The 26180-nt window shown below is 69.8% G+C and carries 28 protein-coding genes and 2 pseudogenes; 15 read left to right on the top strand and 15 right to left on the bottom strand.

The features are described 5' to 3' along the window. Window positions 1-921, top strand: coding sequence for an NADP-dependent oxidoreductase (locus tag QUE79_RS05775; RefSeq protein WP_286345839.1), 921 nt, complete (start codon window positions 1-3; stop codon window positions 919-921). Between the two features lie 257 nt (window positions 922-1178). Here QUE79_RS05775 and QUE79_RS05780 read toward each other — a convergent pair whose 3' ends face one another. Further along, window positions 1179-1952: an alpha/beta fold hydrolase gene (locus tag QUE79_RS05780; protein WP_286345840.1), complete on the bottom strand. Its 774-nt coding sequence runs from the start codon at window positions 1950-1952 to the stop codon at window positions 1179-1181. Window positions 1953-2005: 53 nt separating this feature from the next. Between QUE79_RS05780 and QUE79_RS05785 the strand changes: the two genes are divergently transcribed. After that, window positions 2006-2410, top strand: coding sequence for a MarR family winged helix-turn-helix transcriptional regulator (locus tag QUE79_RS05785; RefSeq protein ID WP_286345841.1), 405 nt, complete (start codon window positions 2006-2008; stop codon window positions 2408-2410). Between the two features lie 13 nt (window positions 2411-2423). Here QUE79_RS05785 and QUE79_RS05790 read toward each other — a convergent pair whose 3' ends face one another. Together QUE79_RS05790 and QUE79_RS05795 are read right to left on the bottom strand one after the other, a co-directional pair. Continuing rightward, window positions 2424-3074, bottom strand: a complete 651-nt coding sequence (locus QUE79_RS05790) for an SIMPL domain-containing protein (RefSeq protein ID WP_286345842.1) — start codon at window positions 3072-3074, stop codon at window positions 2424-2426. 37 nt (window positions 3075-3111) lie between these two features. Beyond that, entirely contained in the window at window positions 3112-3555 is a 444-nt protein-coding gene (locus QUE79_RS05795) for an alpha/beta hydrolase (protein WP_350271646.1), read from the bottom strand. A 254-nt stretch (window positions 3556-3809) separates the two neighbouring features. Between QUE79_RS05795 and QUE79_RS05800 the strand changes: the two genes are divergently transcribed. Next, window positions 3810-4352 (top strand): NUDIX hydrolase family protein, encoded by a 543-nt coding sequence (locus tag QUE79_RS05800; RefSeq protein ID WP_286345844.1) that lies wholly within the window; start codon window positions 3810-3812, stop codon window positions 4350-4352. 140 nt (window positions 4353-4492) lie between these two features. Here QUE79_RS05800 and QUE79_RS05805 read toward each other — a convergent pair whose 3' ends face one another. Further along, complete coding sequence (locus tag QUE79_RS05805) at window positions 4493-5167, bottom strand: hypothetical protein (RefSeq protein WP_286344282.1); 675 nt, start codon at window positions 5165-5167, stop codon at window positions 4493-4495. A gap of 139 nt (window positions 5168-5306) precedes the next feature. Between QUE79_RS05805 and QUE79_RS05810 the strand changes: the two genes are divergently transcribed. The 7 genes and pseudogenes from QUE79_RS05810 (at window position 5307) to QUE79_RS05840 (ending at window position 13812) form a co-directional block, all read left to right on the top strand. Then, window positions 5307-6338 carry a LacI family DNA-binding transcriptional regulator gene (locus tag QUE79_RS05810; RefSeq protein WP_286345845.1) on the top strand — a complete coding sequence of 344 codons (1032 nt, stop codon included), beginning with the start codon at window positions 5307-5309 and terminating at the stop codon, window positions 6336-6338. A gap of 131 nt (window positions 6339-6469) precedes the next feature. Then, complete coding sequence (locus tag QUE79_RS05815; RefSeq protein ID WP_286345846.1) at window positions 6470-7537, top strand: glycoside hydrolase family 130 protein; 1068 nt, start codon at window positions 6470-6472, stop codon at window positions 7535-7537. 39 nt (window positions 7538-7576) lie between these two features. Next, window positions 7577-8866 (top strand): extracellular solute-binding protein, encoded by a 1290-nt coding sequence (locus tag QUE79_RS05820; protein ID WP_286345847.1) that lies wholly within the window; start codon window positions 7577-7579, stop codon window positions 8864-8866. Between the two features lie 14 nt (window positions 8867-8880). After that, window positions 8881-9813 (top strand): annotated as a pseudogene (locus tag QUE79_RS05825) (carbohydrate ABC transporter permease); the annotation flags it as partial. A gap of 4 nt (window positions 9814-9817) precedes the next feature. After that, window positions 9818-10651, top strand: a complete 834-nt coding sequence (locus tag QUE79_RS05830; RefSeq protein WP_286345848.1) for a carbohydrate ABC transporter permease — start codon at window positions 9818-9820, stop codon at window positions 10649-10651. Window positions 10652-10681: 30 nt separating this feature from the next. After that, window positions 10682-11737: a glycoside hydrolase family 130 protein gene (locus tag QUE79_RS05835; RefSeq protein WP_286345849.1), complete on the top strand. Its 1056-nt coding sequence runs from the start codon at window positions 10682-10684 to the stop codon at window positions 11735-11737. A gap of 29 nt (window positions 11738-11766) precedes the next feature. Beyond that, entirely contained in the window at window positions 11767-13812 is a 2046-nt protein-coding gene (locus QUE79_RS05840) for a hypothetical protein (protein ID WP_286345850.1), read from the top strand. Between the two features lie 128 nt (window positions 13813-13940). Here QUE79_RS05840 and QUE79_RS05845 read toward each other — a convergent pair whose 3' ends face one another. Further along, window positions 13941-14549: a TetR/AcrR family transcriptional regulator gene (locus QUE79_RS05845; protein WP_286345851.1), complete on the bottom strand. Its 609-nt coding sequence runs from the start codon at window positions 14547-14549 to the stop codon at window positions 13941-13943. Between the two features lie 151 nt (window positions 14550-14700). Between QUE79_RS05845 and QUE79_RS05850 the strand changes: the two genes are divergently transcribed. Both QUE79_RS05850 and QUE79_RS05855 read left to right on the top strand, forming a co-directional pair. Beyond that, window positions 14701-15288 (top strand): RNA polymerase sigma factor, encoded by a 588-nt coding sequence (locus QUE79_RS05850; RefSeq protein ID WP_286345852.1) that lies wholly within the window; start codon window positions 14701-14703, stop codon window positions 15286-15288. Beyond that, window positions 15285-16085, top strand: a complete 801-nt coding sequence (locus tag QUE79_RS05855; protein ID WP_286345853.1) for a hypothetical protein — start codon at window positions 15285-15287, stop codon at window positions 16083-16085. Before QUE79_RS05850 ends, QUE79_RS05855 begins: the two co-directional genes overlap by 4 nt. Window positions 16086-16188: 103 nt before the next feature. Here the strand turns inward: QUE79_RS05855 and QUE79_RS05860 are convergent, their stop codons facing one another. Further along, on the bottom strand, window positions 16189-17223 hold the full coding sequence (locus tag QUE79_RS05860) for an iron-siderophore ABC transporter substrate-binding protein (protein ID WP_286345854.1): 1035 nt from the start codon (window positions 17221-17223) through the stop codon (window positions 16189-16191). Window positions 17224-17378: 155 nt separating this feature from the next. Next, complete coding sequence (locus tag QUE79_RS05865; protein ID WP_286345855.1) at window positions 17379-18380, bottom strand: SDR family oxidoreductase; 1002 nt, start codon at window positions 18378-18380, stop codon at window positions 17379-17381. 127 nt (window positions 18381-18507) lie between these two features. On the opposite strand from QUE79_RS05865, the gene QUE79_RS05870 reads away from it, so the two are divergent. Next, on the top strand, window positions 18508-19290 hold the full coding sequence (locus tag QUE79_RS05870) for a hypothetical protein (RefSeq protein WP_286345856.1): 783 nt from the start codon (window positions 18508-18510) through the stop codon (window positions 19288-19290). A 170-nt stretch (window positions 19291-19460) separates the two neighbouring features. Here the strand turns inward: QUE79_RS05870 and QUE79_RS05875 are convergent, their stop codons facing one another. The 7 genes and pseudogenes from QUE79_RS05875 to QUE79_RS05905 form a co-directional block, all read right to left on the bottom strand. Then, on the bottom strand, window positions 19461-21134 hold the full coding sequence (locus QUE79_RS05875) for a DEAD/DEAH box helicase (RefSeq protein ID WP_286346851.1): 1674 nt from the start codon (window positions 21132-21134) through the stop codon (window positions 19461-19463). A gap of 367 nt (window positions 21135-21501) precedes the next feature. Beyond that, window positions 21502-22142, bottom strand: a pseudogene (locus tag QUE79_RS05880) (DUF1684 domain-containing protein). A 96-nt stretch (window positions 22143-22238) separates the two neighbouring features. After that, entirely contained in the window at window positions 22239-22586 is a 348-nt protein-coding gene (locus QUE79_RS05885) for a hypothetical protein (protein ID WP_286345857.1), read from the bottom strand. Continuing rightward, window positions 22576-23043, bottom strand: a complete 468-nt coding sequence (locus QUE79_RS05890) for an LpqN/LpqT family lipoprotein (RefSeq protein ID WP_286345858.1) — start codon at window positions 23041-23043, stop codon at window positions 22576-22578. Before QUE79_RS05890 ends, QUE79_RS05885 begins: the two co-directional genes overlap by 11 nt. Further along, the gene (locus tag QUE79_RS05895) at window positions 23040-24035 is read right to left on the bottom strand and encodes a hypothetical protein (RefSeq protein WP_286345859.1); all 996 of its coding nucleotides are present in this window, start codon (window positions 24033-24035) and stop codon (window positions 23040-23042) included. The genes QUE79_RS05890 and QUE79_RS05895 overlap by 4 nt, the downstream gene beginning before the upstream one ends. After that, on the bottom strand, window positions 24032-24370 hold the full coding sequence (locus tag QUE79_RS05900; RefSeq protein WP_286345860.1) for a hypothetical protein: 339 nt from the start codon (window positions 24368-24370) through the stop codon (window positions 24032-24034). Before QUE79_RS05900 ends, QUE79_RS05895 begins: the two co-directional genes overlap by 4 nt. Further along, window positions 24370-24687 (bottom strand): DUF6507 family protein, encoded by a 318-nt coding sequence (locus tag QUE79_RS05905; protein WP_286345861.1) that lies wholly within the window; start codon window positions 24685-24687, stop codon window positions 24370-24372. The genes QUE79_RS05900 and QUE79_RS05905 overlap by 1 nt, the downstream gene beginning before the upstream one ends. 158 nt (window positions 24688-24845) lie before the next feature. On the opposite strand from QUE79_RS05905, the gene QUE79_RS05910 reads away from it, so the two are divergent. Together QUE79_RS05910 and QUE79_RS05915 are read left to right on the top strand one after the other, a co-directional pair. Continuing rightward, on the top strand, window positions 24846-25172 hold the full coding sequence (locus tag QUE79_RS05910) for a hypothetical protein (RefSeq protein ID WP_286345862.1): 327 nt from the start codon (window positions 24846-24848) through the stop codon (window positions 25170-25172). 72 nt (window positions 25173-25244) lie between these two features. Beyond that, entirely contained in the window at window positions 25245-25559 is a 315-nt protein-coding gene (locus QUE79_RS05915; protein WP_286345863.1) for a hypothetical protein, read from the top strand. Between the two features lie 67 nt (window positions 25560-25626). Here the strand turns inward: QUE79_RS05915 and QUE79_RS05920 are convergent, their stop codons facing one another. After that, entirely contained in the window at window positions 25627-26112 is a 486-nt protein-coding gene (locus tag QUE79_RS05920) for a hypothetical protein (protein ID WP_286345864.1), read from the bottom strand. Between the last annotated feature and the right edge of the window lie 68 nt (window positions 26113-26180).

Here is a 26180-nt window from a genome sequence, read left to right on the forward strand (position 1 = left end):
ATGGCACAAAAATGGGTGGCGACCGCTTTCGGATCGCTCGACGGGCTGACCAGGATCGACTCGGAGGTGCCCGCGCCGGGCGCCGGTGAGGTCACGATCGGCGTGCGCGCCGTGGGAATGAACCCGGCCGACGTCAAGGGGATCCAGTTCGGGCAGGATCCTGCCGCCCTTCCGCTTTCGATCGGCTACGAGGTCGCCGGCGTCGTGACGGCCGTCGGGCCCGACGTCGAGCTGACGGTGGGCGCCGAGGTGATCGCCTTCCGCGTGACGGGTGGCTATGCGACGGAGCTGACCGTGCCCGCCGCGGACGTGTTCGCGAAGCCGTCGACCCTCGACTGGGCCGCTGCCGCCAACCTCTTCTTGGCGGGCGCGACCGCCGCCGACATGCTGCGCGTCGCTGCTCCCGCCGAGGGCGACACGATCGTCGTGCACGGGGCCTCCGGCGCCGTCGGGGTCAGCGTGCTGCAGCAGGCGAAGCGCGCGGGAGTCCACGTGATCGGCACCGCTTCCGAGCAGCGCTTCGGCGTCGTCGAGGAGTTCGGCGGCACGGCCGTCGTCTACGGAGACGGTCTCGAGCAGAGGGTGCGCTCGCTCGCACCCGACGGCATCTCGGCCGCACTCGACTGCGTCGGCACCGACGAGGCGATCGACGTCTCGCTCGCACTCGTGCCCGACACCGGCAAGATCGTCAGCATCGCGGCGTTCGCACGGGCTCAGACCGACGGCTTCCAGGTGGTCGGGGGAGCCGTGCCGGAGTCGAAGGTGTTCCGCGACAGCGTGCGACAGCACCTCGTCGACCTGGCTGCCGCCGGAGAGCTCGTGGTGCCGGTCGCGCAGACGTTCGCGTTCGACGACGCGCGCGCCGCCCTCGAACTGCTGGCGACGGGGCACCCCGGCGGCAAGCTCGCGCTCGTCGTGTAGCAGCTGCGTTCGCGGTGCCTGCGGGGCGCTGGCTCTGCGCGCGCGCCCGCTCTGCGCGCGCGCCCGCTCTGCCTCGACCCCGCCCTGCCTCGACCCCGCCCTGCCGGAAATCGAAGGGGATCTTGCGGGCTGGCACATTTTGAGTGGGATCCGGGCGGGTGGGGGCGAAAATCCCCTTCGATTTCGGGAGGGGTGGTCGGAGGGCCGGCAGGAGGCGGGCGGGCAGGAGCCGGGCTGGCGGGCGGGAGCGGCAGCCGTCAGCGCGCGAAGGCGTCGACCGCCGCGAAGGTCGCTGCGGGCTGCTCGAGCTGCGGCAGGTGCCCGGCCTCGGCGACGAGCTCGAAGCGGCCGTCGCCGAACGCGGCGGCGTAGGCACGGCCGTACTCGGGCGTGAAGACGCGGTCGCTCTCGCCCCAGAGCACCAGCGCGGGCACGGTGACGGCGCCGAGCTTGGCGAGCAGCGACGGGTCGTGCATGTAGGGGTCGCCGGCGAGAAGACCCATGGTCTGCATGTTGGCGCGCTGCACAGCGGCCTGCTCGGGAGAGAAGGTCGCCGGGTCGACGTAGAAGCGGTCGGCGTCGTGCCAGGAGTGCTCTGCGATCTGCCGGGGCGTGAGCGAGAAGAAGTCGACGAACCGCTGCCCCTCGACCTTCACGCCGGCGCCGTCGATCACCACGACGCGGCCGACGAGGCCGGCCGTGTCGCGGACGGCCATCGCGGAGGCGATCCAACCGCCGAGAGACGAACCGAGCACGAGGACGTCGCTCAGCCCGAGGTCGGCCAGCAACGCGAGGTAGCTGTCGGCCAGGTCGTCGACGCGGGTCAGGGCCTCGGGGCGGGGTGCGCTGTTCCAGCCCGGGAGGGTGGGCAGGATCACGCGGCGCGATTCGGCGAGGTGGGCGCCGAGCCCGGCGACGGTGAATGGACCGCCACCGCCGTGGAGGACGAGCGCGGCCGGGCCGTCGCCCGAATCGTCGAAGGCGAGGTCGATTTCGAAGGAGGGCGTGATCACGCGGTGCGTCTGAGTCATGTCGACCAGAGTAAATCAACATGCTTATATAAACAAGCTGCTATTGTCGATCCATGGCGACGGACATCATGGCACTCGGCCGCGCAGTGAAGCAGGTGCAGTGGCGCCACCACCGAGGCCTCGACCGCCGGCTCGCCGACCTCGGCACGACGATCACCCAGTGGGACGCCCTTCGGGCGATCTCCGAGCTGCCGGGGGCATCGGCGCACGAGTTGGCGCTGCGGACGTTCCAGAGCGACCAGGCGTTCGGCACCCTGGCGAATCGCCTCGCGGCGCAGCAGCTCATCGCGCGAGCTCCCGGGGCCGGCCGCCGCATCGAGCATCGGCTGACGCCCGCCGGCGAGTCGCTGCTCGCAGAAGCCTCGCTGGTGGCTCATGAGTTCGTGACCGGGTCGTTCGCCGACCTCACCGAGCCCGAGCGCGCGATCCTGCTGTCACTCCTGACACGCCTGATCTAAGGCGACGCGCAGGTCACATCGTGAAGTCCGCGCTGATCGACGCCGAGACCTCGATGTCGCCGGGCTTGAGCACGTACGAGCCCCCGTCGTACGAGGCGGCCTTCATCATCATGCCGTCGCGCGCGAAGCCGCCGCCTCCTCCGAGGTTCGGCCGGAGCCCCTCCTCGAAGACGGCGTCGAGGGTGGGACTGCCCCGATCGAGAGCCGCCGCGTAGTCGTTCGCCTTGGTGATGGCATCCTGCACCGCGTCGATCCTGACCTTGCGCTGGAGACTCACGCGCAGCGGGTCGGTGAGGCTCCACGTGATGCCGTCGACGCCGATACCGGGGCGCTCAGCGAGATGGCTCACCCAGTCGGCCAGGACGCCGAAGTCGGAGAAGGTGACCGACACCGTCGAGATGGAGCGGTAGCGCAGGACCGTCTCGTCGCTGTCTTTCACGTACTCGCGGTAGGCGTCGGTCGACACGCGCTCGGCGGTCCACTCGGTGGCAGCGCCCGACTCCTGGTGCGCCGCGGCCTCCTGGGTCACCGCGATGTGCGCAGCGGTCGAGTCGGCTCGCACCTGCCTGCGGTCCGCCGCCGTGAAGCTCACGGTGATCTGCACGGTGCCGCGCTCGGCCGGGTGGCTCTTCGTCGCTGATCCTGCGACCACGAATGTCGTCATGCGCTCATCCTGCCGCAGGGCCGGCGGAGGCGCGAGGTCAGGCGGGGTGCACCCGACCCAGGAAGGCGTTGACGTCGTCGAGCTCCTCCTGCGCGATGCCGTGGGCCAGACCGGGGTAGACGTTCTGCTCGGAGTCGGCGTGCTCGGTCAGCCAGGCCGTGGTGCGCTCGACCGCGTCGAGACCGATCACCTGGTCGACGTCGCCCCGCCCGAAGAAGACGGCGGGACGCGAGGAGGCGACCGCGGCATCGACCTCGGCCGGTGCGCCGGGCACGACGAAACCGGCGAGCACGACCGCGAAGGCGAAGAAATCGGGCCGCCGGCGAACCAGTTGGAGCGCCAGCGAGCCTCCCTGCGAGAAGCCGAGCAGGCCCACCGCCGGGTGAGCCGTGCCGAGGAGTCGATGAAAGCCAGGACGGCGTCGGCCGCCTCGTCGACGGGGCCGTACTCCGGTGCGCCGGGCGTCGACAGCGGGTACCACGAGTAGCCGCCGCCGTACTCGAGGGGAGCGCGCAGCGAGGCGTAGACGAAGTCTCCGGAGAGATACGGCGAGAGCCCGACGAGGTCGCCCTCGTGCGACCCGACACCGTGCAGCAGAACGATCAGCGGCTTGCCGGCACGCTCGGCTTCTGGCAGAGACCAGCGGACGGTGGACGTGTCGATCGAGACCATGCCACCAGCGTAGTGAAGCGTGGCTGTCACGCGATCGACACGTGGGGCGGGTAAGAATGGGGCATGAGTTCCGTCCAGACCCCTGATCCCAACTCCGGCTGGCTCTCCGAGGAGGAGCTCTTCCAGATCCGGCAGCGCCTGCCGATCCTGTACGTGGAGGCCGTCCCGGTGCGCACCGATGGCCAGGGGGTCGTCACCGAAGTGGGTGTGCTGCTGCGCGCCGACTCCGAAGGGGCGATGACCAGGATGCTCGTGTCCGGCCGGGTCATGTACGGCGAGTCCCTGCGCACCGCGCTGTTCCGGCACCTGGAGAAAGACCTCGGACCGATGGCGTTCCCGCAGCTGCCGCCCTCGCCGGTGCCGTTCTCCGTCGCCGAGTACTTCCCGTTCCCCGGCGCCTCCGTCTACACCGACGAGCGCCAGCACGCCGTCTCGCTCGCCTACGTCGTGCCGGTCACCGGCACCTGCGATCCGCGGCAGGACGCCCTCGAGATCACCTGGATGAGTCCGCTCACCGCGGCTTCGCCCGAGGTCGCCGCCGAGATGGAGGGTGGGCGCGGGGCTCTCCTGCGCACCGCTCTGGCCTCCGTCGGCGCGCTCGGCTAGAACCCGGACGCGAGAAACCCGCCGCACGCGGGGCGTGTGGCGGGTCCCATCGGGTTGCCCGGAGCCGTCCAAACCCCGGACACGAACCGGGAGGGCCCACGCTTTCAGCGTGGGCCCTCCCGGCCGCTTCGGGGCGAGGGTTACTGCGCGATCTGGGCGGTGATGGTGGCGGTTCCGACGAGGAGGCCGGCCTTGACGGCGTCGGTCTTGAACGTGGAGTTCAGCAGCTTCGCGGCGTCGGGGGACACGTGCACGGTGGTCCCGGTCAGGATCGCGTCGTTGCCCTGGACCTGGAGGGGCTTCAGGGTGCCGCCGTGGAGGGAGAACAGGTACGCCTGCGTGACGGCGACCTTCCCGTTGACGAGCACGTCACCGTAGAGCTTCGAGTTGCCCGGGTTCACGGTGAAGTTCGCCAGGGTGACCTTCGTGGAACCCGCGGTCAGGTTCAGGCCCGACCCGTCGTGCTCGAGGATGCCCTGGACGTAGGGGCGGTAGTCGCCCTTCGGGGACCAGTACGCGACCGAGCCGCCCGTGATCGGGAACTTGATGGTGCCGTCGGTCAGGGTCGCGGTGCCGTCGACCGACGGGGTCAGCCCGAGGCTCTTCAACGCGGCGAGGAAGTTGCTGTCGAGAGCGACGCCCGTATTGCCGCCGAAGATCTCGGGGACCGCGGCGACGGGGGCGGGGATCTTCGCCGACGACGCGGCGAGGTGCACGGACGGGGCCGCGGTCGCGGCTGTCCCGATCCCGGCGGCTCCCGCGATGAGGAGTCCCGCGGCGGCGAAGCTGATTCCGGCTTTGGAGATGGTGCGCATGATCTGTTCCTTTGATGGACGATTGGTGAACGTTCCAGACACGTCCGGTGGGCCTTTGCCCGATGCACTGTGTTCGCCACCACCCCGCAGAACGATTGGTCGGATCTTGGGATCGCTTCTCAGGAGCTAGGGTCGTCCCGTGAACACGCGGGTGACGATCGTCGACGTGGCAGCGCGCGCGGGCGTCGCCATCAGCTCCGTCTCGAGCGCACTGAACAATCGTCCGGGGGTGTCGGAGGAGACGCGCAAGCGCATCGTCCAGGCGGCGCAGGATCTCGGTTTCGTCCCGTCCCTGCGCGGGCGCAGCCTGTCGGCGAAGCGCGCGTTCGCGGTCGGCCTGGTGGTGCACCGCGATCCGTACGTCCTCGAGTCCGACCCGTTCTTCGGGAGCTTCATCGGGGGAATCGAGACGGTCCTCGACCCCCGCGACTACGCGCTGATCCTGCAGATGGGTTCCGAACCCGTCGAGACGCTCGACCGCTACCGGAGCCTCGCCGCGAATCGCAGGGTCGACGGGGTGTTCCTCTCGGAGCTCGGGGTCGACGATCCGCGCGTGCCGCTCGTCCGCGAGCTGGGGCTGCCCGCCATCGGGGTCAACGCGGAGCTCGACTTCCCGATGCCGTCGGTTCGGCAGGGGCACGTCGAGGGCATCCGTGAGCTCGTGGCGCACTTCGCGCGGCTCGGACACCGTCGCCTCGCGCTCGTCACGGGGCCGCACGAGTTCATCCACGCCGGGCAGCGCCGCCGGGCCTGGAGTGACGCCGTGACGGCGGAAGGGCTCCCGGGCGGCGAGATCGTCGAGGGCGACTTCACCTACGACGGCGGCGTCGTCGCGGCCGACCGCCTGCTCGCGGGACGCGCTGCGTCGGAGCGGCCGACCGCGGTCATGTGCTCGAACGACCTGTCGGCGATCGGGTTCATGGCCCGAGCCGGAGAGCTCGGCGCGCGGGTGCCGGAGGACCTCTCGGTTGCCGGTTTCGACGGTATCCAGCTCGGCACCTACGTGCGCCCGACCCTGACCACGATCGCCACGACACCTCGCCTCCTCGGCCTGGAAGCGGCGCGGATGCTGCTCGCCGCCGTCGACGGCGAGCGGGTCGCGGACGTCGACATCGAGCCGGCTCGCCTCGTCGTCCGGTCGTCGACCGGCCCCGCCCCCGTCCTGCGCTGAGGGGACCTCGCCCGTGCGCGACGGGTGCGCCTGTGCTACTTTGACAAATACCGAAACGTTTCGGTTCTGTGTCCTGACCGAAACGTTTCGTCGCTCCGTTCTCATCGATCACCCTCAGGAAGCCCGACGACGTGTTCCTCCCCCTCACCGAAGACGCCCTGCGCGACAACCTCGACGCCGCGCTCGCGCACCGCAACGACGCCACGGCGCAGTTGACGCAGGGGCAGTTCTCCGCCGTGTACGAAGAGCGCCCCGACTGGGCCGTCGGCCCGTTCGACACCGTGTCCGAGGACGCCTTCCGCCCCGAGGGCCAGTGGAACGACCCCGTCGGCATCGGCTGGACGAGCTCGTCGATCTACAACCCCTCGGTGATCGAGAGCAACGGCGTGCTCCACCTCTTCTACCGCGCCTCGCCGACCAAGGAATCGCTCAGCAGCAGGATCGGCGTCGCGACGAGGACGACGGACGGCGCCTGGGTCGACTCCCCGGCCAACCCCGTCGTCTTCCCGACCCTCGACCTCGAGCTCTTCGGCTGCGAAGACCCCAAGGTGTACCGCGCCGAGGGGCGCTGGTACCTGTTCTACAACGGCATCTACCCGCTGACGCCGGAAGCTCGCGAAGCGTTCGGACCCGACCCGCGTGCGGAGGTGGGCTGCGAGATCCTGCTCGCCGTCTCGGACGATCTGGAGCACTGGACGAAGCTCGGTTCCGTGGTCGACCACACCGTCTCGCACCTCTGGGCGAAGGGCGCGGTCATCCCGCGAAACGGTGCGGGCGAGGCCGTCCGCATCGGCGGGGAGTACCTGATGTACCTCTCGGAGGGGTGCGGCGGAGAGCTCCACGTCGGCCGCTCCACCGACTTCGAGCACTGGACCTTCACCGCCGAGCCCTACCTCGACCTCACGGAGCTCGGAGGCCACCTGCACGAGGTGGCGTGCGCGATCGTCGACGACGATCGCCCCGACCGCCTCGTCCTCGACTTCTTCTACGCCGACCCCGTCGGCGCTTTCGCTGCCGGGCAGGCGCTCTACGCCACCGATGCCCCGTTCGATCAGCTCGAACTCCACCGCGGCGGGGCGCTGAGCTGGGGCGGCATGATCCGCTCCTTCGGCCGTCACCTCTTCGCGCAGGGCTGGGACGCGGACGCCGGCGAGCGGCGCATCGACTTCTACTCCGACAAGACCCTCATCACGCAGTAACGATCGGCGGCTCGGCCGCCACGAAAAGAAGGAGACACCGTGCAACGACGCACAAAGATCCTGGGCGCGGCCATCCTGGCCGCGAGCATGATCGGCATCACGGCCTGTTCGGGATCGAGCGGCTCCGGCGGCTCGCAGACGGCCAAGGGCCCGATCAAGATATGGTACTCGAACAACGAGCAGGAGGTCGCCTGGGGCAAGGCCACGGTCGCGTCCTGGAACAAGCTGCACCCCGACCAGAAGGTCACCGGCCAGGAGATCCCGGCCGGCAAGACCTCGGAAGAGGTCATCGGCGCATCGATCACGGCAGGCAACTCGCCGTGCCTCGTCTACAACACGGCCCCGTCCGCGGTCGGCCAGTGGGTCAAGCAGGGCGGCATGGTCGACCTGTCGAAGTTCTCCGACGGTGCGAAGTACATCGAGGCGCGCTCGGGATCGCAGGCGGACCAGTACAAGGGCTCCGACGGCGACTACTACCAGCTGCCCTGGAAGTCGAACCCGGTCATGATCTTCTACAACAAGGACCTGTTCAAGAAGGCCGGGCTCGACGCCGACAACCCGAAGCTCTCGACCTACGCCGACTTCCTGGCGACGGCGAAGACGCTCGTCGACAAGGGTGTCGCGCCCAACGCGATCCTGCCCGCCCCGACGAGCGAGTTCTTCCAGATGTCGTTCGACTTCTACCCGCTCTACGCGGCGGAATCGGGCGGTAAGCAGCTCGTCTCGAAGAGCGGCAAGTCGACTTTCGCCGACACCGCCGGCTACGACGCCGCCGGGTTCTGGCGCTCGCTCTACGCCGACAAGCTCGCCGGCCAGGAGGCCTACCAGGGCGACGCGTTCGCCGACGGGAAGGCGGCCATGGCGATCGTCGGACCGTGGGCCGTCTCGGTCTACAAGGACGTCAACTGGGGTGCGGTGCCGGTTCCGACCAAGAACGGCACACCCGCCAGCAAGACCTACACGTTCAGCGACGCCAAGAACGTCGGCATGTTCACCGCCTGCAAGAACCAGGGCACCGCGTGGAGCTACCTGAAGTACTCCACGAGCAAGGCGCAGGATCAGAAGCTGCTCGAGACGACGGGACAGATGCCGCTCCGCAGCGACCTGGCCACGACGTACGCCGACTACTTCGCCAAGAACCCGTCGTACAAGCTCTTCGGTGACCAGGCCAGCCGCACCGTCGAGGTGCCCGGCGGCCCGAACACCGTCGCCGAGATGCAGGCCTTCCGCGACGACTGGTCCTCCTCGGTGATCTTCGGCAAGGGCGACGTGAAGTCGTCGCTCGACTCGGCCGCCAAGAAGATCGATCAGCTCGCCGCCGAGAAGTAATCGTGTCGACGACGATCAAGACCCCGAGGGCGGGGAGCGCTTCGGCCTCCCCGCCCGAGGCGGGGGCCCGGAAGAGGCGCGGCCTCCTCGGGAAGAACCCGCTCGGGCTGCTGTTCAGCGCGCCGTACCTGGTGTTCGTCCTCGCCGTGTTCGCGTATCCACTCGTCTTCGCGGTCTACATCGCGTTCCACGACTACTTCTTCGCGGCCCCCGGCGCCGTGGTGAACCGGCCCTTCGTCGGGATCCAGAACTTCGTCGACGCGTTCACCGACCCCGACGTCATCCGGTCGTTCGGCAACGTCGGGATCTTCCTGATCATCAACGTGCCGCTCACGGTGGTGCTGAGCCTGATCCTGGCCGCCGGTCTCAACCGGGTCGTCCACCTGAAGGCGTTCTACCGGGTCGCGTACTACATCCCCTACCTGACGGCGAGCGTCGCGGTCGTGGCCGTGTGGCTGTTCCTCTTCAACGGCTCGGGGCTGGTCAACCAGATCCTGGGCCCGTTGGCGCCGAACCCGTCGTGGCTCATCAACTCGAGCTGGGCGATGCCGTCGATCGCCCTCTTCGTCACCTGGAAGCAGATGGGGTTCTACATCCTGCTGTACCTGGCCGCGCTGCAGAACGTGCCCAACGAGCTGTACGAAGCGGCGTCGACCGACGGGGCCGGCGCGGTCCGGAAGTTCTTCACCGTGACGGTTCCCGGCGTGCGTCCCGCCACCGTGCTGGTCCTGCTCGTCTCGACCGTCACCGGCGCGAACCTCTTCACCGAGCCCTACCTGCTGACGAACGGCGGAGGACCCAACGGGGCCTCGACGTCGCCGGTGCTGCTCATGTACCAGAAGGGCATCGAGCAGGGCCACCCCGACGAGGCGTCCGCCATCGGCGTCGTCCTCGTGGTCGTGGTGCTGATCATCGCGCTGCTGCAGAACCGATTCGCGGGAGGAGAGACTGATGTCGAAGTTCCAGACGACCCTGCGGAACGCCGTGCTCGCCCTCGGCGCCCTCGTGTTCCTGTTCCCGTTCTATTACATGATCATCGGATCGCTCCAGACCAAGCAGGACGCCAGCCTCGGCGGCGCCTTCCCGCACCCGAGCAACCTCACGGGGGCGAACTACGCGGCCATCAACGACCGGATCAACCTCTTCTCCGGGCTGCTCAACTCGAGCATCTTCACGATCGGCGTGCTCATCTGCACGCTGATCTTCGGAGTCCTGGTCGGCTACGCGCTCGCCGTCCTGCAGTGGCGCGGCCGCGGGGTCACCTTCGCGCTGGCCCTGCTGGTGCAGGTCGTGCCGTTCCAGCTGCTGATCATCCCGCTCTACGTGCTCATCACCCGCACCTACGGGCTGGGCGACAACTACCTGGGCATGATCCTGCCGTTCGCCATCAACTCGACGGCCGTCATCATCTTCCGCCAGTACTTCCTGCAGCTCCCCAAGGAGCTGTTCGAGGCAGCCAGGATCGACGGTGCGGGCGAATTCAAGCTGCTCTGGGGGATCGCGCTGCCGCTGGTGCGCCCGGCCCTCGTGACCGCCGCGCTGTTGACCTTCATCGGGCCGTGGAACGAGTTCCTGTGGCCGTTCCTCATCACCAAGAACGCGGCCATGCAGCCGCTGGCGGTCTCGCTGGCGAACTACATCTCGAACGTCGCGGCCACCGCGGCCAACCCGTTCGGAGCGATCCTGGCCGGCGCCGTCGTCCTGGCCGCGCCCGTCGTGATCCTGTTCATCGTGTTCCAGCGCTACTTCATCTCGACCGACGTCGGCTCGAGCGTCAAGGGCTGACGCCCTGCCATCCCGTTTAGGAGAACACCCATGTCCGAATTCCCGTATCGACTGACCCGGGTCGGCATCGTCATGACGCCCGAGCCCGGTAACGACCTCGAGGCCGAGGGGGTGCTGAACCCCGGGTCGGGTCGCTCGCCGGAGGGCGACCTCTACCTCCTGCCGCGCCTCGTCGCCACCGGCAACGTGTCCCGGATCGGCCTCGCGAAGGTCGTCGTCGAGGGCGGTGTTCCCATCGGCGTGGAGCGCGAGGGGCTCGTCCTCGAGCCCGACCGCGGGTGGGAGCGCGGAGCCACCCACGCGGGCGTCGAAGATCCGAGAGTCACCAGGATCGACGAGCTCGGTCTGGACGTGATGACCTACGTCGCGTACGGACCGCTCGGGCCCCGCACCGCCGTCGCCGTCTCGGACGATCTCCGCGAGTGGCGGCGCCTCGGGCCGGTCACGTTCGACTACGACGACTCGCTCGACATGGACCTCGGCCTGTTCCACAACAAGGACACCGTCTTCTTCCCGACGGCCGTCACCGCGCCGGACGGGGTGCGGAGCTTCGCCGTCCTGCACCGCCCGATGTGGAACATCGGCGAGACAGCACCCGGCGAGGGCATCCGCGTGCCGGCCGGGGTGACCGACACCCGCCAGAGCATCTGGATCAGCTACGTCTCCGTCGAGGCCGTGGCCCGAGACCTCGGCAATCTGACCCGCTGGGGTCAGCACCGCTTCGTCGCCGGCCCCGAGTTCGCCTTCGAGGAGCTCAAGATCGGCGGCGGTCCGGCACCGCTTCGGGTGCCCGAGGGCTGGCTCCTGCTGCACCACGGGGTCACCGGGACGATCGACAGCGCCTTCGCGCAGCAGCAGAACGTCAACTACGCGGCCGGCGCCATGATCCTGGACGGCGACGACCCGTCGATCGTCCTCGCGCGGACGGCCGAGCCGCTGCTCGCCCCGGCCACGGACGACGAGCGGGGCGGCATCGTGCCGAACGTCGTCTTCCCCACCGCCATCGAGGAGATCGACGGCGCGCACTACGTCTTCTACGGCATGGCCGACTCGAAGATCGGCGTGGCTCTGCTCGAGCACGCCTGACCCGTTCCACCAACGCAAGGAGCAGTTCAATGACGAACCTCACCACGTCCGGCCGGAGGCGGGTGGTGGCCGCGATCGCCGCCGCCGCGCTCGTCTCCGGGCTCGGCCTCACCGCCGCGGCGCCGGCTCTCGCTGCATCGCCGCCGGCGGCCGCGGCGCCCGCGCGCCTGACCGATCTCGCCCACCTCGACTTCCTGCTCGACCGGACGGCTCCGAAGCCCGTGGCCGGCCACACGACGTACGCGCTCGACTCGCAGCCGACGCTGACCATGCCGTGGGTGTACGCCGACGCGCGGCCGGGCGGGACTTTCCAGCGCGTGGGCGGCGGGCCCCTGGATCCTGCGACCGGGCACTGGGGGCAGGGCTCCTACGACGCGGACGACGTGTCGAGGGCGGCCGTGGTGTACCTCCGCGACTGGCAGCAGACCGGCTCGGCGACGAGCCGCCAGAAGGCGTACGAACTGCTGCGCTCGACGGCCTACTTCCAGACGACGACCGGGCCCGACGCGGGGAACGTCGTGCTCTGGATGCAGCCCGACGGCACGCTCAACCCGAGCCCGGTGCCGGTCGAGCTGCCGAACCCGTCCGACAGTGGCAACAGCTACTGGCTGGCGCGCTCGCTGTGGGCGTTCGGCGAGGGGTACGCCGCCTTCCACAAGACGGACCCCGCGTTCGCGGCCTTCCTGCAGCAGCGCATCCAGCTCGGCGTGAAGGCGCTCGACCGCGAGACGCTGTCGTCGTACGGGAAGTACTCCGTGGCCGACGGGGTGCGCGTGCCGAGCTGGCTGATCGTCGGGGGTGCCGACGCCTCCGCCGAGGCCGTTCTCGGCCTCTCCGCGTATTCGGCCGCGGCACCGAACGATCGGACCGCGCGCTCCGCCCTCTCCCACCTCTCGGAGGGCATCGCCGCCATGGGCTCGAAGCAGTCGGCGGCCGTGGCCGTGCAGAGCTGGCCGTACGGCGCGATCCTGCCCGGGACCACGTCGCGGTCGCAGTTGCACTCGTGGGCGTCGCAGATGCCCGAGGCCCTCGCCCGCGCGTCGGTCGTCCTGAAACGACCCGCCCTCCTGAAGCCGGCGGTGACCGACTCCGTCGCGTACTCCACGACGCTGCTCACCTCGACGGGCCCGATCAACGGCTTCTCGCCGACGCCGACCGACACGACCCAGATCGCCTACGGAGCCGACTCTCGGCTGCAATCCCTGCTGGCGGTGGCCGACGCCTCGCACAGCCGGGGCATCGAGCAGCTCGCGGGCCTGATGGGCAGCTGGTACTTCGGCAACAACACCTCGGGCAAGCCGACCTACGACCCGGCCACCGGCGTCACCTTCGACGGGGTGCAACCCGACGGGACCGTGAACACGGGCAGCGGCGCGGAGTCGACCATCCACGGCCTGCTGTCGATGCTCGCCCTCGACGCGCACCCCGCCGTCTCGGCTCTCGCGCAGGCGTCGTCGCACGCCGTCTCGCACGACGGGCTGAGCGTCGTCGAAGCCGAGAAGGCCGTCTCGACGACGGGCACGATCGTGACGCCGACGAACCCCAACGACGGCGAATCGCAGGTGAGCGGAGGCTCCGAACTGCAGCTCGACCGAGGTGACACGGCGCGATTCGTCGTGCCGGCCGACTCGGGTGCGCGCCACGTCGACGCCGTGATCGCCGAGCCCACGGGTTCCTCGGCCGTCTCGTCGTGGCCGGGCCTCGGCCTCCTCCGCTCCTCGGTGGGAGCGCAGGGCGTGACGCCCGTCGCGGGAGCCCTCCTGCCGCAGGCGCTGCCCGTGCCGCTCGCGGGACGCGCGACCAGCGCCTCTGTGAGGGCCGTGGCCGGGACCACCACGCTCGACGCGCTGATCCTGCGCCCGCTCGTCTCCCGGGTGAAGCTGTCGGGAGCCGGATCGTCGGCGACCGAGCTGGCCCAGTCGACGTCGCTGCTTCCGCAGCGGACCACGATCGGGAGCGCAGGATCGACGGTGCGCGTGTACGACGACGCCGGGCGCCTCGTGCAGACCCTCGCCCTCCGCGCCCCGCGCGCAGTGCTCCTCCCCGCGGGAGGCTTCGCCGTCGCGACGCGCTGAGCCGTCGCCACGCGGACGCCGTCTCTTCGGGCTTCGCCTCTGCCGGCACCGCTCGCGGGGGAGACACTGGTAACGCCAGGTGTCTCCCGCCGCAAGCGGTGTCGTGCGCTGCGCGCGCTCGCGAGCGGCTAGAGCGTGCCCGCAGCCAGGCCGAGCGAGATCTCGAGCGTGCGACGCACCAGGCGGGCGCGGTCGTCGGACGAGCGGTAGTCGACCAGCGAGTACGCCGTCGTGGAGTCGATCAGCGCGAAGAACTGCATGGCGACCAGGTCGGGGTCGGTGTCGTTGAAGTCGCCGCTGGCGATGCCGCTCGCGACGAGGTCGAGCACGAGGGCGTTCCACTCGCGCATGCTCTCGCGGGCCGCCTTGGCGAGGGGCGCGCTGCGTCGGCCGAGGCTCCAGGCATCGGCCCAGATGGAGTTGAAATTGTCGTGGCTGGCGTCGATGAGCGACTCGACCAGCACCCGGAGCGCCAGAAGCGGTGTCGTCTGCGCCGCGATGTCACGCGCGGTCTGCTCACGCTCGTCGGTGGCCAACTCCTCGAAGATGCGCGCCACCAGCGCCGTGATCGAGGGCTCGTGCTGGGCGATGACGCCGGGCTCGACTCCCACCGTGGCCGACAGTCGGCGCAGAGTGATCGCCGAGAGACCCGACGCGAAGGCGATCTTCTTCGCGGCGTCGTCGATCTCCGTCTGTCGCTCGCCTCCGGAGCGACCCCGGGGATCACTGGTCGTCATGCGCTCGATTCTAGGTGGCAGCCCACGAGCCGAGTGATCCCCACTTCAGGGAGAACCCGTTCGGGGAGGATGGAACCGTTTCCGGCGAGCGGACATTACCGGAGACCAGAACCACCACGAGGGGGAGCCATGATCACACGGGAACACTGCGATGTCGGCTGAATCCGCCGCCTGGGATCGCGTCCGGTCGGGCGATCCTGATTCATTCGGCCAGATCTTCGACCTGCACCGCGATCGCGTCTACGCCCAGGCGCTCCGCCTGATGAAGACGACCCACGACGCCGAAGACGTCGTGGCGCTCGTCTTCCTGGAAGCCTGGCGTCGGCGGGCCACTGTCCGCCTGGTCGAGGGATCCGCTCTGCCCTGGCTGCTCGTCACGACCAACTTCGTCGTGCGGAACGCGGCACGGACGGCGAGGCGCCACCGCTTCGCGATGTCCAAGCTGCCACCGCAGGATCACGAGCCGGATCCGTCCGACGAGATTCTCGCGCGGATGGACGACACGGCTCGGCTCGGTCGGCTGCAGCAGGGGTTCGTGAAGCTCGCGAAGGCCGACCAGGACATCCTGACCCTCTGCGTCGTCAACGAGTTCTCGACCGCCCAGGCGGCCGAAGCCCTCGGCGTCCCGCTCGGCACCGTCAAGTCGCGGCTCTCCCGAGCCAAGCAGCGGCTCGCAGCCCTCACGGGCTCGCCCCTTCCGGAAGACGTCTCGACACCCGCCCTCGGAGAGATCAAATGAACGAATCACCGCGTCTCGATCCCGCTCGCGCCACCGCGATGCGCGCCATGCTCGTCGACAACGCCCGCTCGCGGGTCCGTCCCCGGCTCCGCCCCGGGGTGATCGTCTTCACCTCGATGGCGACCGTCGCCGTGGTCGTCGCCGTCGGGGTCGGCTACGGCGTCACGCATGGGAGCACCGCTCCGGCACCCCGCGGGAACGTGGCAGTCGTGCCCCAGCCCAGCGCGACCCCGGACTCCACTCCCGGGTATGTGCAGGGCGCCGGGACGCCGAGCCCGACGCCGCTCGCACCGACGGTCGCCGACGTCGACACGGTGGTGTTCCACGCCGAGTGGATCGACCTCCTGCACGACGGGACGACCGTCGAGAAGATCTCGATGGTCGACCCGACGAGGGCGGTTGCGCAGATGACCGAACTGCTCGGGGCGCCGACCACGACTCACCGGGACGCCGAGCACTGCACCGTTGCGACGTCGACAGACGACTGGGGCGACGGGGCCGTCCTCTTCTTCCGGGAGGACGACCCGCAGACCGCGGAGCCGGCCTACAGCATCCGGGTGTTGAAAGCGTCTGTGACCTCCACTACAGGGTCGACGATCACTCTCGCCGCCACCGGGGTGAAGGTCGGCGACAACATCGCCGACGAATACGCCAAGGCTCCGGACACCTGGAAGTACAGCTTCGCGACGACCGCCGGCGGCACCTCGTCGCTCCTGATGCTCGGGCGCGGCTGGCTGGACCCCGCCTTCCCCGACGTGATCAGGGGGTCGGTGTCTTCTCCGACGACGACGTGGTGACGTCGATCGGCAATCCGGTCGCCACCAACTCCGATCAGGACTGCTGAACCGACAGACGAAAGCCCCCGCGGATGATCCTGCGGGGCTTTCCTCACTGCCGGCCTCAGTCGACCTTGCCGGCGGCCGTCTTGATCATGCCGACGTAGCGGTCGAGCGCGTACGGCAGGCTGAGCGGCGTGATGACCGTCGAGGCCATGGCCAGCTGCTGGTTGACGTTGGCGACGTACGAACCGCGCTCGACGGCGGGAATGGTCGAGAAGAGCTTCTGCTTCTCGATCTCCTTCTGGTTGGCCTCGTCGTTGAACCAGGTGAAGAGCACGTCGGTGTTCTTCAGCAGGTCGGCCTTCTCGAGGCCGATCGTCGAGACGAACGTGCCGGTCGATTTCGGCAGCGCGGCCAGGGTCTTGTCCTCTTTCAGACCGAGGCCCGTGATGATGTCGACCCGCGGGTCGCCCTTCTGGTAGATCGACAGGGCGCCGGGTTCGGCCGTGTAGACGTATGAGAACGTGAGGTTCGCGAACTCCGGGTTCGCCGCGGCGGTCTTCTTGAGCTTCGTCGTGATGTCGCCGACGAGCTTCGTCGCCTTGGCGCTTTCACCGAGGACCTTGCCGATGATCTGGATCTGCTTGCTCCAGGGCGTTCCCCAGGCCTCGCCGGGGTACGCGACCGTCGGAGCGAGAGCGCTCAGCGTCTTGTACTGGGCGGCGGTGATGCCCGACTGCGGAGCGATGATCACGTCGGGGTTCAGCTCGGCCAGCGCCGTCATGTCGATGTCGGGGTAGACCGCGAACGTCTTCGGCAGGGCGTCGCCGCGCTTCTGGATCGCCTTGGTGACCCACGGGTAGTCCTTGTGGCTGTCGCCTCCCCAGGTGACCTCCTCGACGCCGACCGGCGTCGTGCCGAGCGAGACCACGGTGTCGGCGGAGCCCCAGCCGATGGTGACGACCCGCTTGGGTTTCGACGGGATGGTCGCCGAGCCGAGTGCCGACGTGACGGTGACCGGGTAGGCGGACGAGTCGGAGGAGGCTTTGGCGTCGGACGATGCGGGGCTGCTGGAGGTGCTGCAGGCGGCCAGGGAAAAAGCTAGTCCTGCGGCGACGGCCAGGGCGGTGGCGCGGCGGAGATGACGACGGAGCACGAGTGCCTTTCGGTAGAGCGCGTGTGGTTAGGGTTGCCTATCCTAGGTAAGGTTAGCCTAAGCCTTGCACCGCGCTCATCCCCTGTCTCTCGGCCTCGTGAGATCGCAGGGCCCGTCCGGTCGTCGGCGACGGGTGCTGCGATCTCACGACGGGGTCAGTCGCTGAAGCCTCGGGCCCCCGCGATCAGACGCTCGAAGGCGGCCTCGGCAGCGGGATCGACGGTGCGCCGCGAGGCGTCGCCGTCGAACCACTCGATGATCTCGCGCGCCCCGGTGGACCACGGCGTGGTGGCCTGCCACCCGGGCACGAAGGCCTTCACCTTGCTGTTGTCGAACACGACCGAGTGCGCCTTGTCGCCCAGGATCCCGGGGCCCCACTCCGGTTCGACCACGGCGACGCTCTCGCTCGCGACGTGGACCAGGCGCGGTTCGTCGACCCCTGCGGCGGCGGCCAGCGTCGTGTAGATCTGATCCCAGGGCAGAGCCTCGTCGGAGGTGATGTGGAAGACGTCGCCGACGGCGGCCGGGAGCCCGAGGAGCCCGACGAAGGCAAGGGCGAAGTCGGTGTGGTGGGTCAGAGTCCACAGCGAGGTGCCGTCGCCGGGGACGACGACCTCGAGACCGCGGCGGAATCGGTCGATCGCGGTCCAGCCGCCGGTCAGCGGGATCGAGGTCCGGTCGTAGGTGTGCGACGGCCGGATGATCGTGACCGGAAAGCCGGTCGAGCGATAGGCGGCCACGAGGAGGTCTTCGCAGGCGATCTTGTCGCGCGAGTACTGCCACCACGGATTGCGCAGCGGCGACGACTCCCGGATCGGCAGCGCGGCCACCGGCTTCTGGTAGGCCGACGCCGAACTGATGAAGACGTACTGCCCGGCCCGACCCGCGAAGAGGTCGATGTCGGCCTGCACCTGGTCGGGCGTGAAGGCGACGAAGTCGACGACGACGTCGAACTGCCGGTCGCCGATCGCCGAGCGGACGGATGCATGATCGTGCACGTCTCCCGTCAGGACCTCGACCCCGGCGGGCACCGGGCGGGTCGATGACGAACCGCGGTTGAGCACGGTGAGCTCGTAGCCGAGCTCGAGGGCTCTGACGGACGCCGCCGAGCTGATGATTCCGGTGCCGCCGATGAACAGGACTGTCAGCGCTGACATGCGTACTTCTTTCTGATGGGGGAAGACCTCCAGTCTGCCCGCTTCGGCCGACTGCGGTCGGGCTCTCGTTCCACCGATCTGCCTCTGGATCGCGAGCCGAGACGCCGTCGTGAGGGATGATGGCTGAGTGATCATCCTGTCGATCGGCGCCATTGTCGTGGTCGGTCTCATCCTCAGCCGCGTCGCGCGGTCGGGCCGCTCCGGCTCCCGCGGCGTCTCGGGCGATGCGGGGGCGGCGCCCCAGAAGACGAGGGCGCAGGCTCCCTCCGCCCCGGCAGATGCTCCCGCACGCCCTCCGGCCGCGCAGCCCGCGCCGCCCTCCGCGGCAGCCGCCGTGAACACCCCGAGCGCCCTCGATCCGGCCGACCCCTCGTGGGCGGAGGCCCGTCGGCTGCGGCGCCTGCTGCTCGCCCGACAGGTGCCCGCGACACTCTCGCTCTGGGAGATCGTTCCCGAAGAGGGGGAGGTGTTCTTCTACGACCTCGAGGCCCTCTACGAGCGGTACTACGGACAGAACGCCACGTACGAGAAGGCCGGGACCTTCCTGCTGGGCAACCCCGCGTTCATCCTGGCGGGGCTGGCGGTCACCGGGCTCGCCAACGCGTCACGGCGCCGTGCAGCCGAGCAGCAGGCCGCGTCGCAGTGGCGCGACCGGCAGCGCGTGCGCGTCGTCGTCAGCAACCACCGGCTGATCCTGTTCCTCGGCGGGAAGTGGCTGAGCTATCACTACAAGGCGATGAACGCCGTCTATCCCGAGGTGACGGAGCGCACGCTCGTCTCCGGCTTCGCAAGCATCGCGCCGCTGCGGCTGAGCGGGCCGGACGCACCGATCCTCGCCGTCATGACGGTGTTCGCCACCTACGGGCTCGAGGGGTTGAGCGAGCACCCCTCGCTGCGCGCCCTCGACTGAGCGAGCACCCGTCGCTGCGCCCTCGACTGGCTGTGCCCGATGCTGCGGCGCCCGGGTGGAGCGACGAAACCCCGCGCCCGCCCGTTGCTCTCGTCCGCGGACGAGAGCAACGCGCAGAAGGGGGTCCGGCGACGAGCAGCGGCGTGAACCGAAGCTCTTATCGGCTCAACTCAGCGGCCGCGGCCGCCGCCCGACTTGGGGGCGGAGCCGCGGACGAGACTGCCGACCTTGAGCGACGACGGGCGTCCGCCCGACGACGACGCGCGGCGCGACCCGCCCTGACGGCGCTCGCCCTGCTCTGCGGCGAAAGCCGCCTGGTCGCCTCGGACGCCGCCGTTCGAGCGCGCGGGGCGCTCGTCGCGGGCGGGACGCTCGTCGCGAACCGGTGCTGCCGAGCGACCGGACTCGGTCGAGTAGAACGTGTCGCTGCCCGAGCGGGGTGCACCCTTCTGGCCGCCACGGCCGCCCCGTGCCGGAGCGCCCGTGCCGCGACCGGAGCCGCCTGCCGCGCGCTGGCCGCGACCGGCCGATCCGGCGCCCCTCGCGTCGTTGCCGGACGCCGCGGGACGACCCGAGCGGTCCTTGCGAGCGATGGGGCTGCCGTCGGCGTTCTGACGAGCGGCGCGCTTGCGCTGGGCGTTGGCGCCCTGCGAGCGTCCGCCGCCGGAGTGCTGTTCGGCTCGCTCCGACTTCGGTGCGGGCTTGACGTAGGCGGCGACCTGGCCGACCAGAGCCGTGACCTCGCGCGAGTCGGGCTTCACGGCGGTGACGGTCGCGGTGATGCCGGCCTTCTTCATCATCTGGGCGACGTCGCGACGCTGGCTGGGGATGACGAGGGTGACGACGTCACCCTCGGCGCCGGCCCGCGCGGTGCGGCCGGAGCGGTGCAGGTACGCCTTGTGCTCGGTCGGCGGGTCGACGTGGATCACGAGCTCGATGTCGTCGACGTGCACGCCGCGGGCAGCGACGTCGGTTGCGACGAGCACTCGAGCGGTGCCGTCCTGGAAGGCGGCGAGGTTGCGGTCGCGCTGCGGCTGCGACAGGTTGCCGTGCAGGTCGACCGCCGGGATGCCCGACTCGGTGAGCTGCTTGGCCAGCTTCTTGGCGTGGTGCTTGGTGCGCATGAAGAGGATGCGGCGGCCCTGGCCGGAAGCGAGCTTCTCGATGAGGGCCTTCTTCGTCTCGACGGACTCGGTCTCGAAGACGTGGTGCGTCATCTTGGCGACGGGCGAGTTGGCCTCGTCGACGGAGTGGAGGACCTCGTTGTGCAAGAACTGCTTGACGAGCTTGTCCACGCCGTTGTCGAGCGTGGCGCTGAAGAGCAGGCGCTGGCCGTTCTCGGGGGTCGACTTCAGGATGCGCGTCACGCCGGGCAGGAAGCCCAGGTCGGCCATGTGGTCGGCCTCGTCGAGGACCGTGATCTCGATCGCGTCGAGCTTCACGAAGCCCTGCTTCATGAGGTCTTCGAGGCGGCCGGGGCAGGCGACGATGATGTCGACGCCCTGCTTGAGGGCTTGCACCTGGCGGTTCTGCGAGACGCCGCCGAAGATCGTGGTGGTGTTCATGCCGTAGGCGGCTGCCATCGGCGCGAGGACCGCATCGATCTGAGTGGCGAGCTCGCGGGTCGGGGCGAGCACGAGGCCGAGGGGACGGCCCGGGCGACGCTTGCCGCCGGCGAGCTTGCCGCCGAGGCGCGCGGCCATCGGGATGGAGAACGCGAGGGTCTTGCCGGAGCCGGTCTTTCCGCGGCCGAGGACGTCGCGGCCGGCGAGCGTGTCGGGGAGCGTGTCGATCTGGATCGGGAACGCGGTGGATTTTCCATCGGCGGCCAGGGCCTTGACGATGGGGGCGGGGACGCCGAGGGAGACGAAGGTGGTGCCTTCCGTCTCGACGGTGGCGTCGGCCTGGGGGTTGTGAGTGTGTCGGTCACTGGTGCCTTTCGGGCATCGGGTATCGAGCCCCAGGGGCTTGCATCTGTCAACGACGCAGCTGGACTCGAGATGTGGCGACGGAGCAGTTGTGCTCGATCGTTTCGCCGCAGAGTGAGCTTCGCGAACCCGGTCTGTCACACGCCGTGTGAAGGCGGAACCGGGGAAGTGAGGGGCGTACTACGACGCAGGGAGCCGATCGGGTCGGCTCACAAGTGGTTTCAGTCTACACGACGTGCTTTTCGACGCTCCCGTGACCAGGATCCGACGCCCCGGGGCACGATCAGTAGCTGCCGAAGTACCGCTCGCCGACGGGGATCTCGACGGCCACGGTGTTGCCCGGCTGCGCGAGCGGGCAGGCCCAGGCCGGGTCGTAGGCGCAGCTCGGGTTGTAGGCGAAGTTGAAGTCGAGCACGATCGAACCCGGGGCCTGGCCGGGCCCGAGGTCGGCTCCTTGACGGTGTCGACGAGGTAGCGGCCGCCGCCGTACGTGCCGCCGTGCTGCCCTGCGAGGGCGTCTCGGACGGGGATGAAGAGGCCGCCGCCGTACGAGGCCAGACGCCACACGTCGAGCCGCCCCACACCGGGGACGTCGACGAGGCCGATGCGGTCGAACGGCACGTCGCCGTCGGTGCCGGTCGGAACGACCATGCGGTGCTCCTCGGCCGGCTGGACAGCGACCTCGAAGCGCCACCCGGCGTCGTACGGTCTCGTCGGGAGACCGGTGAACCGGGCGCGATCCTGCTCCATCACCGGGGTCGACGGGTGATTCGCGAACAGGTCGTCGCGGCGGCGGCGCCACAGGTCGTGGGCGGCCTCGAGGTCGGTCGCCTCGCGCACGCTGCGGTAGGTGTCGTGGATCGTTCTCCGCCACGACGCGATGTCGAGGGCGTCCTGGGCGGTCTGGGCAGTGGTGGCGGTCACGCCGGACACGCTACCCGCGTGCGGCTGCGGCCGGGGCTGCGGCTCCGCGAGACGACAGTGGACGCGCAGGACCACAGGCGCATCGCCCAGGGGCGCTCAGGAGAAGAGCTTCCCGAGAAAGCTCTTCTTGCGCTCCCAGCCGTGCTCCGTCAGCACGGCGTAGACCGGCGTCGTCACGGCCGAGGTCGAGAACTTCCAGGTGCCGGCGACGGGTGCGCCCGCGCTGCCTGCGCCCTCCACCGTGAGCGACGACGCCTTGTACTCGTTCGTCTCCGGCAACGGGGTGATCGTGAGGCGGTACGTCTTGTTGTCGGAGCTGGTGTTGACGTAGGTCCACTCTGCGACGATCTTGCCGTCGTCTCGGCGGCTGACCGTGAACGGGATCCTCGGGTCGTCGTTGAGGGCGAGAAGGGCCTCGGTGACGTCGGTCAGGTTACTGGGCATCGGTGTCTCCTGGGAGGTCGGTTCGCGCACTCGCCACGATGTCACGGATCACCGGCACCTGGGTCAGCGCCTCGCTGGCCGAGCAGGATCCCGTGATCTCGACCACCTCGGTCACGGCGCCGCGCGGCACCACCGTCACGGAGAGGGCCTGGAAGAGGGTGCCGAGCTCGGGGTGCCGGTAGCTGCCCTCGAAGCGGTAACCGGGGCCACCCAGCAGCGTGATCGCCTCGTGGCCGATCTCGACGTACTCGGGGAGCTCCTGGAGGCGGTGCCCGGCCGACACGACGACGCGCTCGAACGGCAGCAGGCCGCGAGTCGGCGTGATCGTGACGACGACGTTCGGGCGGTACGCGCCCGGGGTCTCCGGCGCGGCGACGGCGAGCTCGGCACCGTCGAGCGGCACGACCTCCCACGGCTCGGGGGCTTCGACGAAGACACGGGTGTGGAGATCGTTCATGAGAAGGGCAGGACTTTCTGCAGGTCGTCGACGAATTCTTCCGGACTGATCGAGACGTCGATCTTGACTCCGGCACCGACGCCGAGGGCTGCTCCGAGGTCGGCGTGGGCGCCGATCTCCTCCCAGCCGACCTTCACCTCGGCACCGACCTCGCCGCCGACGCCGGCCCGGACGTCGGGAGAGACGCCGAGCTTCAGCCCCATGGTGTCGGACTCGAGCGACACGCCGGCCTTCGCTCCGGCGTAGGCGCTGCCGCCCAGCTTCGCGCTGAGACCGTTCGGGCCCACTCCCGCGTGCGCGTCCCCGTCGGCCCAGGCTCCCGCCTTGGCGTCGGCCGTCCCGGTGAGAGATTGGACGCCGTCCGTGTAGGTCGCGTGCGCTTCTGCATCGGCGCCGGCCTCGGCGTCACCCTGCGCCCCGGCGTAGAGGCCGTCGTACTTCGTGGCGTACGCCTTGGCCGTGCCGGAGCTCTTGGCGCCGCCGAACGCCGATGCCCCGGCCGCGAGAGTGCCGAACCACTGCGTCTCGGCCTGGCCGCTGGCCGAGGCCTTCCCGCCGGCCATCGCGTTGCCGTAGGCCTCGGACGTGACGCCGTCCGGGCCGCTCGAAGCGCTGGCCCCGCCGCCGGCCTGCGTGCCGGCGAATGCGTCGGACTTGCCCGAGACGCTGCCGTAGTCGTTCGACGCGGAACCGCTGGCCTTCGCCTCGGCGCCCCACTGCGCCGAACCCGAAGCCTGACTGGTGGTCTTGCCCGAGGCATCGGTCGTGGTCGAGCTGCTGCCGTGCGACGAGGAACCCGTCGACGTCGACGACGAGGACGACGAGTGCGACGTCGAGTCGATGGCCGTGATTGTCGCCGCGCAGACGCGCGCCGCCTCGTCGAGGCCGTCGACGGTCGACTGCACCTGGACCTGGAGCAGCAGGTTGCGGTTGACCAGGGCGAAGTCGGTCGACCAGCTCTCGGTCGGGTTCTCGGCGTGGAACGTCTTCACGGAGGCTCCCAGCACGTCGGCCTTGTCACCCAGGTCGGAGAGGAGGCCTTCGCCGTGTCGACCGCGTCGGCGAAGGTCAGAAGTGCCGCAGCGACGGTGTCGACGCTTTCGCGGTAGGCGTCGGCGACAGCCGGCTGCGTTCCCATGGCCAGGACCAGGGTGAAGGAGAACGGCGAGGAGTAGGCGGCATCGACGCCCTGCCAGCTCTTCGCGGCGCTCGAGACCTCCTGGTGGACCTCGGCCGCGGCGGTGCGCAGGTCGAGGGCGGCCTGCCGGATCGCGCCCGAATCGGCGGCTATGCGGGGGAGCGACGCGGAGTCGACCAGGCTCGGCATCAGTCCATCCCCAGTCCGTGTGCGGTGGCGGAGGTCTGCGCGGCCATGTCCGAGTCGCCCTCGACGTGGGTGGCGGCGATCTGCCTGGCGGCTGTGGCGCACGAGCGCACGAAGTCGGCGAGCCCCGGGACGACGGTGCGCCGCGCCGATGCGAACGACTCGAGGGCCGCGACGACGTTCGCTGCGCCGACGGATCCTGCCGCGGCGGACAGTGCCCCGTCGGCCTTCGCGCCCGCGTCGGCAATGCCCGAGATATCGCTCTCGACGGCAGTCGCGGTCCTGCCGAGGTCTTCCGGCGACACGCTGAACCAGCTCATGGAACTCCCCTTGTACAACTCCCCCAGCCGAACACCAGCCGCTTCGACCCTACGCCGACGCTCGCGAGGAGGAAAGTCGGCCGCGGAGGGGACAGCGGCCCCGGGATGGTTGACTGGTGGGCGCGGCGCAGGGGTTGTGCCCGAGGGGAAGGGAACCGATGCAGAAAATCCAACTGGCCGGAGCCGTCCTGGCAGGAGCCTTCGTCGTGCTCGGCCTGACGGGTTGCAGCGTCAAGGCCACGGTCACGGTTCCCGCGAGCAACGTCGCCAAGGGCGCCGCCGACGCCCTCGAGAAGCAGATCGGCCAGCGCCCCGTCATCGACTGCGGCTCAGGTCGCGTCGACCTCGTCGACGGCACCAAGCTGCACTGCGACGTCGGGGCCAAGGGCGATTCCACCAAGTACGACAGCGTCGTCACCATCTCGCAGGTGAAGGGCACCGACTACCACGTCGACATCAAGGTCGACAGCCAGCCCGAGAACTGACGGGGTGCCGGAGGCGGCCACGAAGAGCTCCTCCGTCTCCTCCGTGCACCACGTGTGGAAGGAACCAGTCCGATGACGTGGGTACTGATCGCAGGCGGGGCGGTGCTCACCGCGCTCGGGCTCGGGGCGTACACGGGCGTCTGGCGGTCGTGGTCGGGGCGCGTGCGGGCCGACGTTGTCTTTCCGCTGCTGTTCGTCGGTCTCGCGATCCTGGCCGGCGGAATCTTCGGCGCGCTGATCGACACCCCGGCTGCCGTCGTCGGGTTCATCGTCTTCGCGCTCGGGGGGATCGCCGGCGCCTGCTTCCTCGTCTTGATCTTCTTCGGCGTGCCTCGATGGCTGCAGCCCCGCTGGTACCGCGCCGTCTCTCCGAGTCGAGCGTCGTGATCCTGCCCCCGGCGACCTGGGCGGCAGTCGCAGCGGCGGAGGCGTGCCGGGATCGTGAACGGCGGCGTTAGCGACGACGCGTCCACGTGGGGGCGAGCTGCCTCAGCCGGAAGCCGCGCCACTGCCAGACGAGCCACAGGCCGGGCCAGAGCAGCGGAGTGAGCGGCCCGGCGTGGAACTCCATGCGGTCGCGGAGTAGGGTGCCGCGGGGGAGCCCGGAGGCGTGCGGCGCCGGCGAGACCGCCATGCGGTGGCGGATGCGCAGCAGGGCGAAGGTGCCGGCGATGCCGCGACCGGTGTCCTCCTGCACGTCCGCGTCGCCGACCCGGTACCAGCGCAGGGAGACGTGCGTGCGGCCGAGCGGGAAGACGCCGAGGATCCGCGCGCTGACCCGCTGCGCGGAATCCGACCAGCGGCGGGGAAAGCCGTCGAGCTCCTCCGAGCGGTAGACCAGAAGCGGCGTGGTCACCGCCACCATGACCGCAGGGTTCGCGAGCGCGTCGCGGACGACCGCGGGGGAGGCGGCGAGAACGACCTTCAACTGCACATGCATCGTTCATTCCTACCCGCTGCGCGGATCGCTCGGCGCGGAGAGCGCCTCCCAACCCGCACGGTGTTTGT

The organism is Frondihabitans sucicola (genome assembly GCF_030296615.1).
GTDB lineage: Bacteria > Actinomycetota > Actinomycetes > Actinomycetales > Microbacteriaceae > Frondihabitans > Frondihabitans sucicola.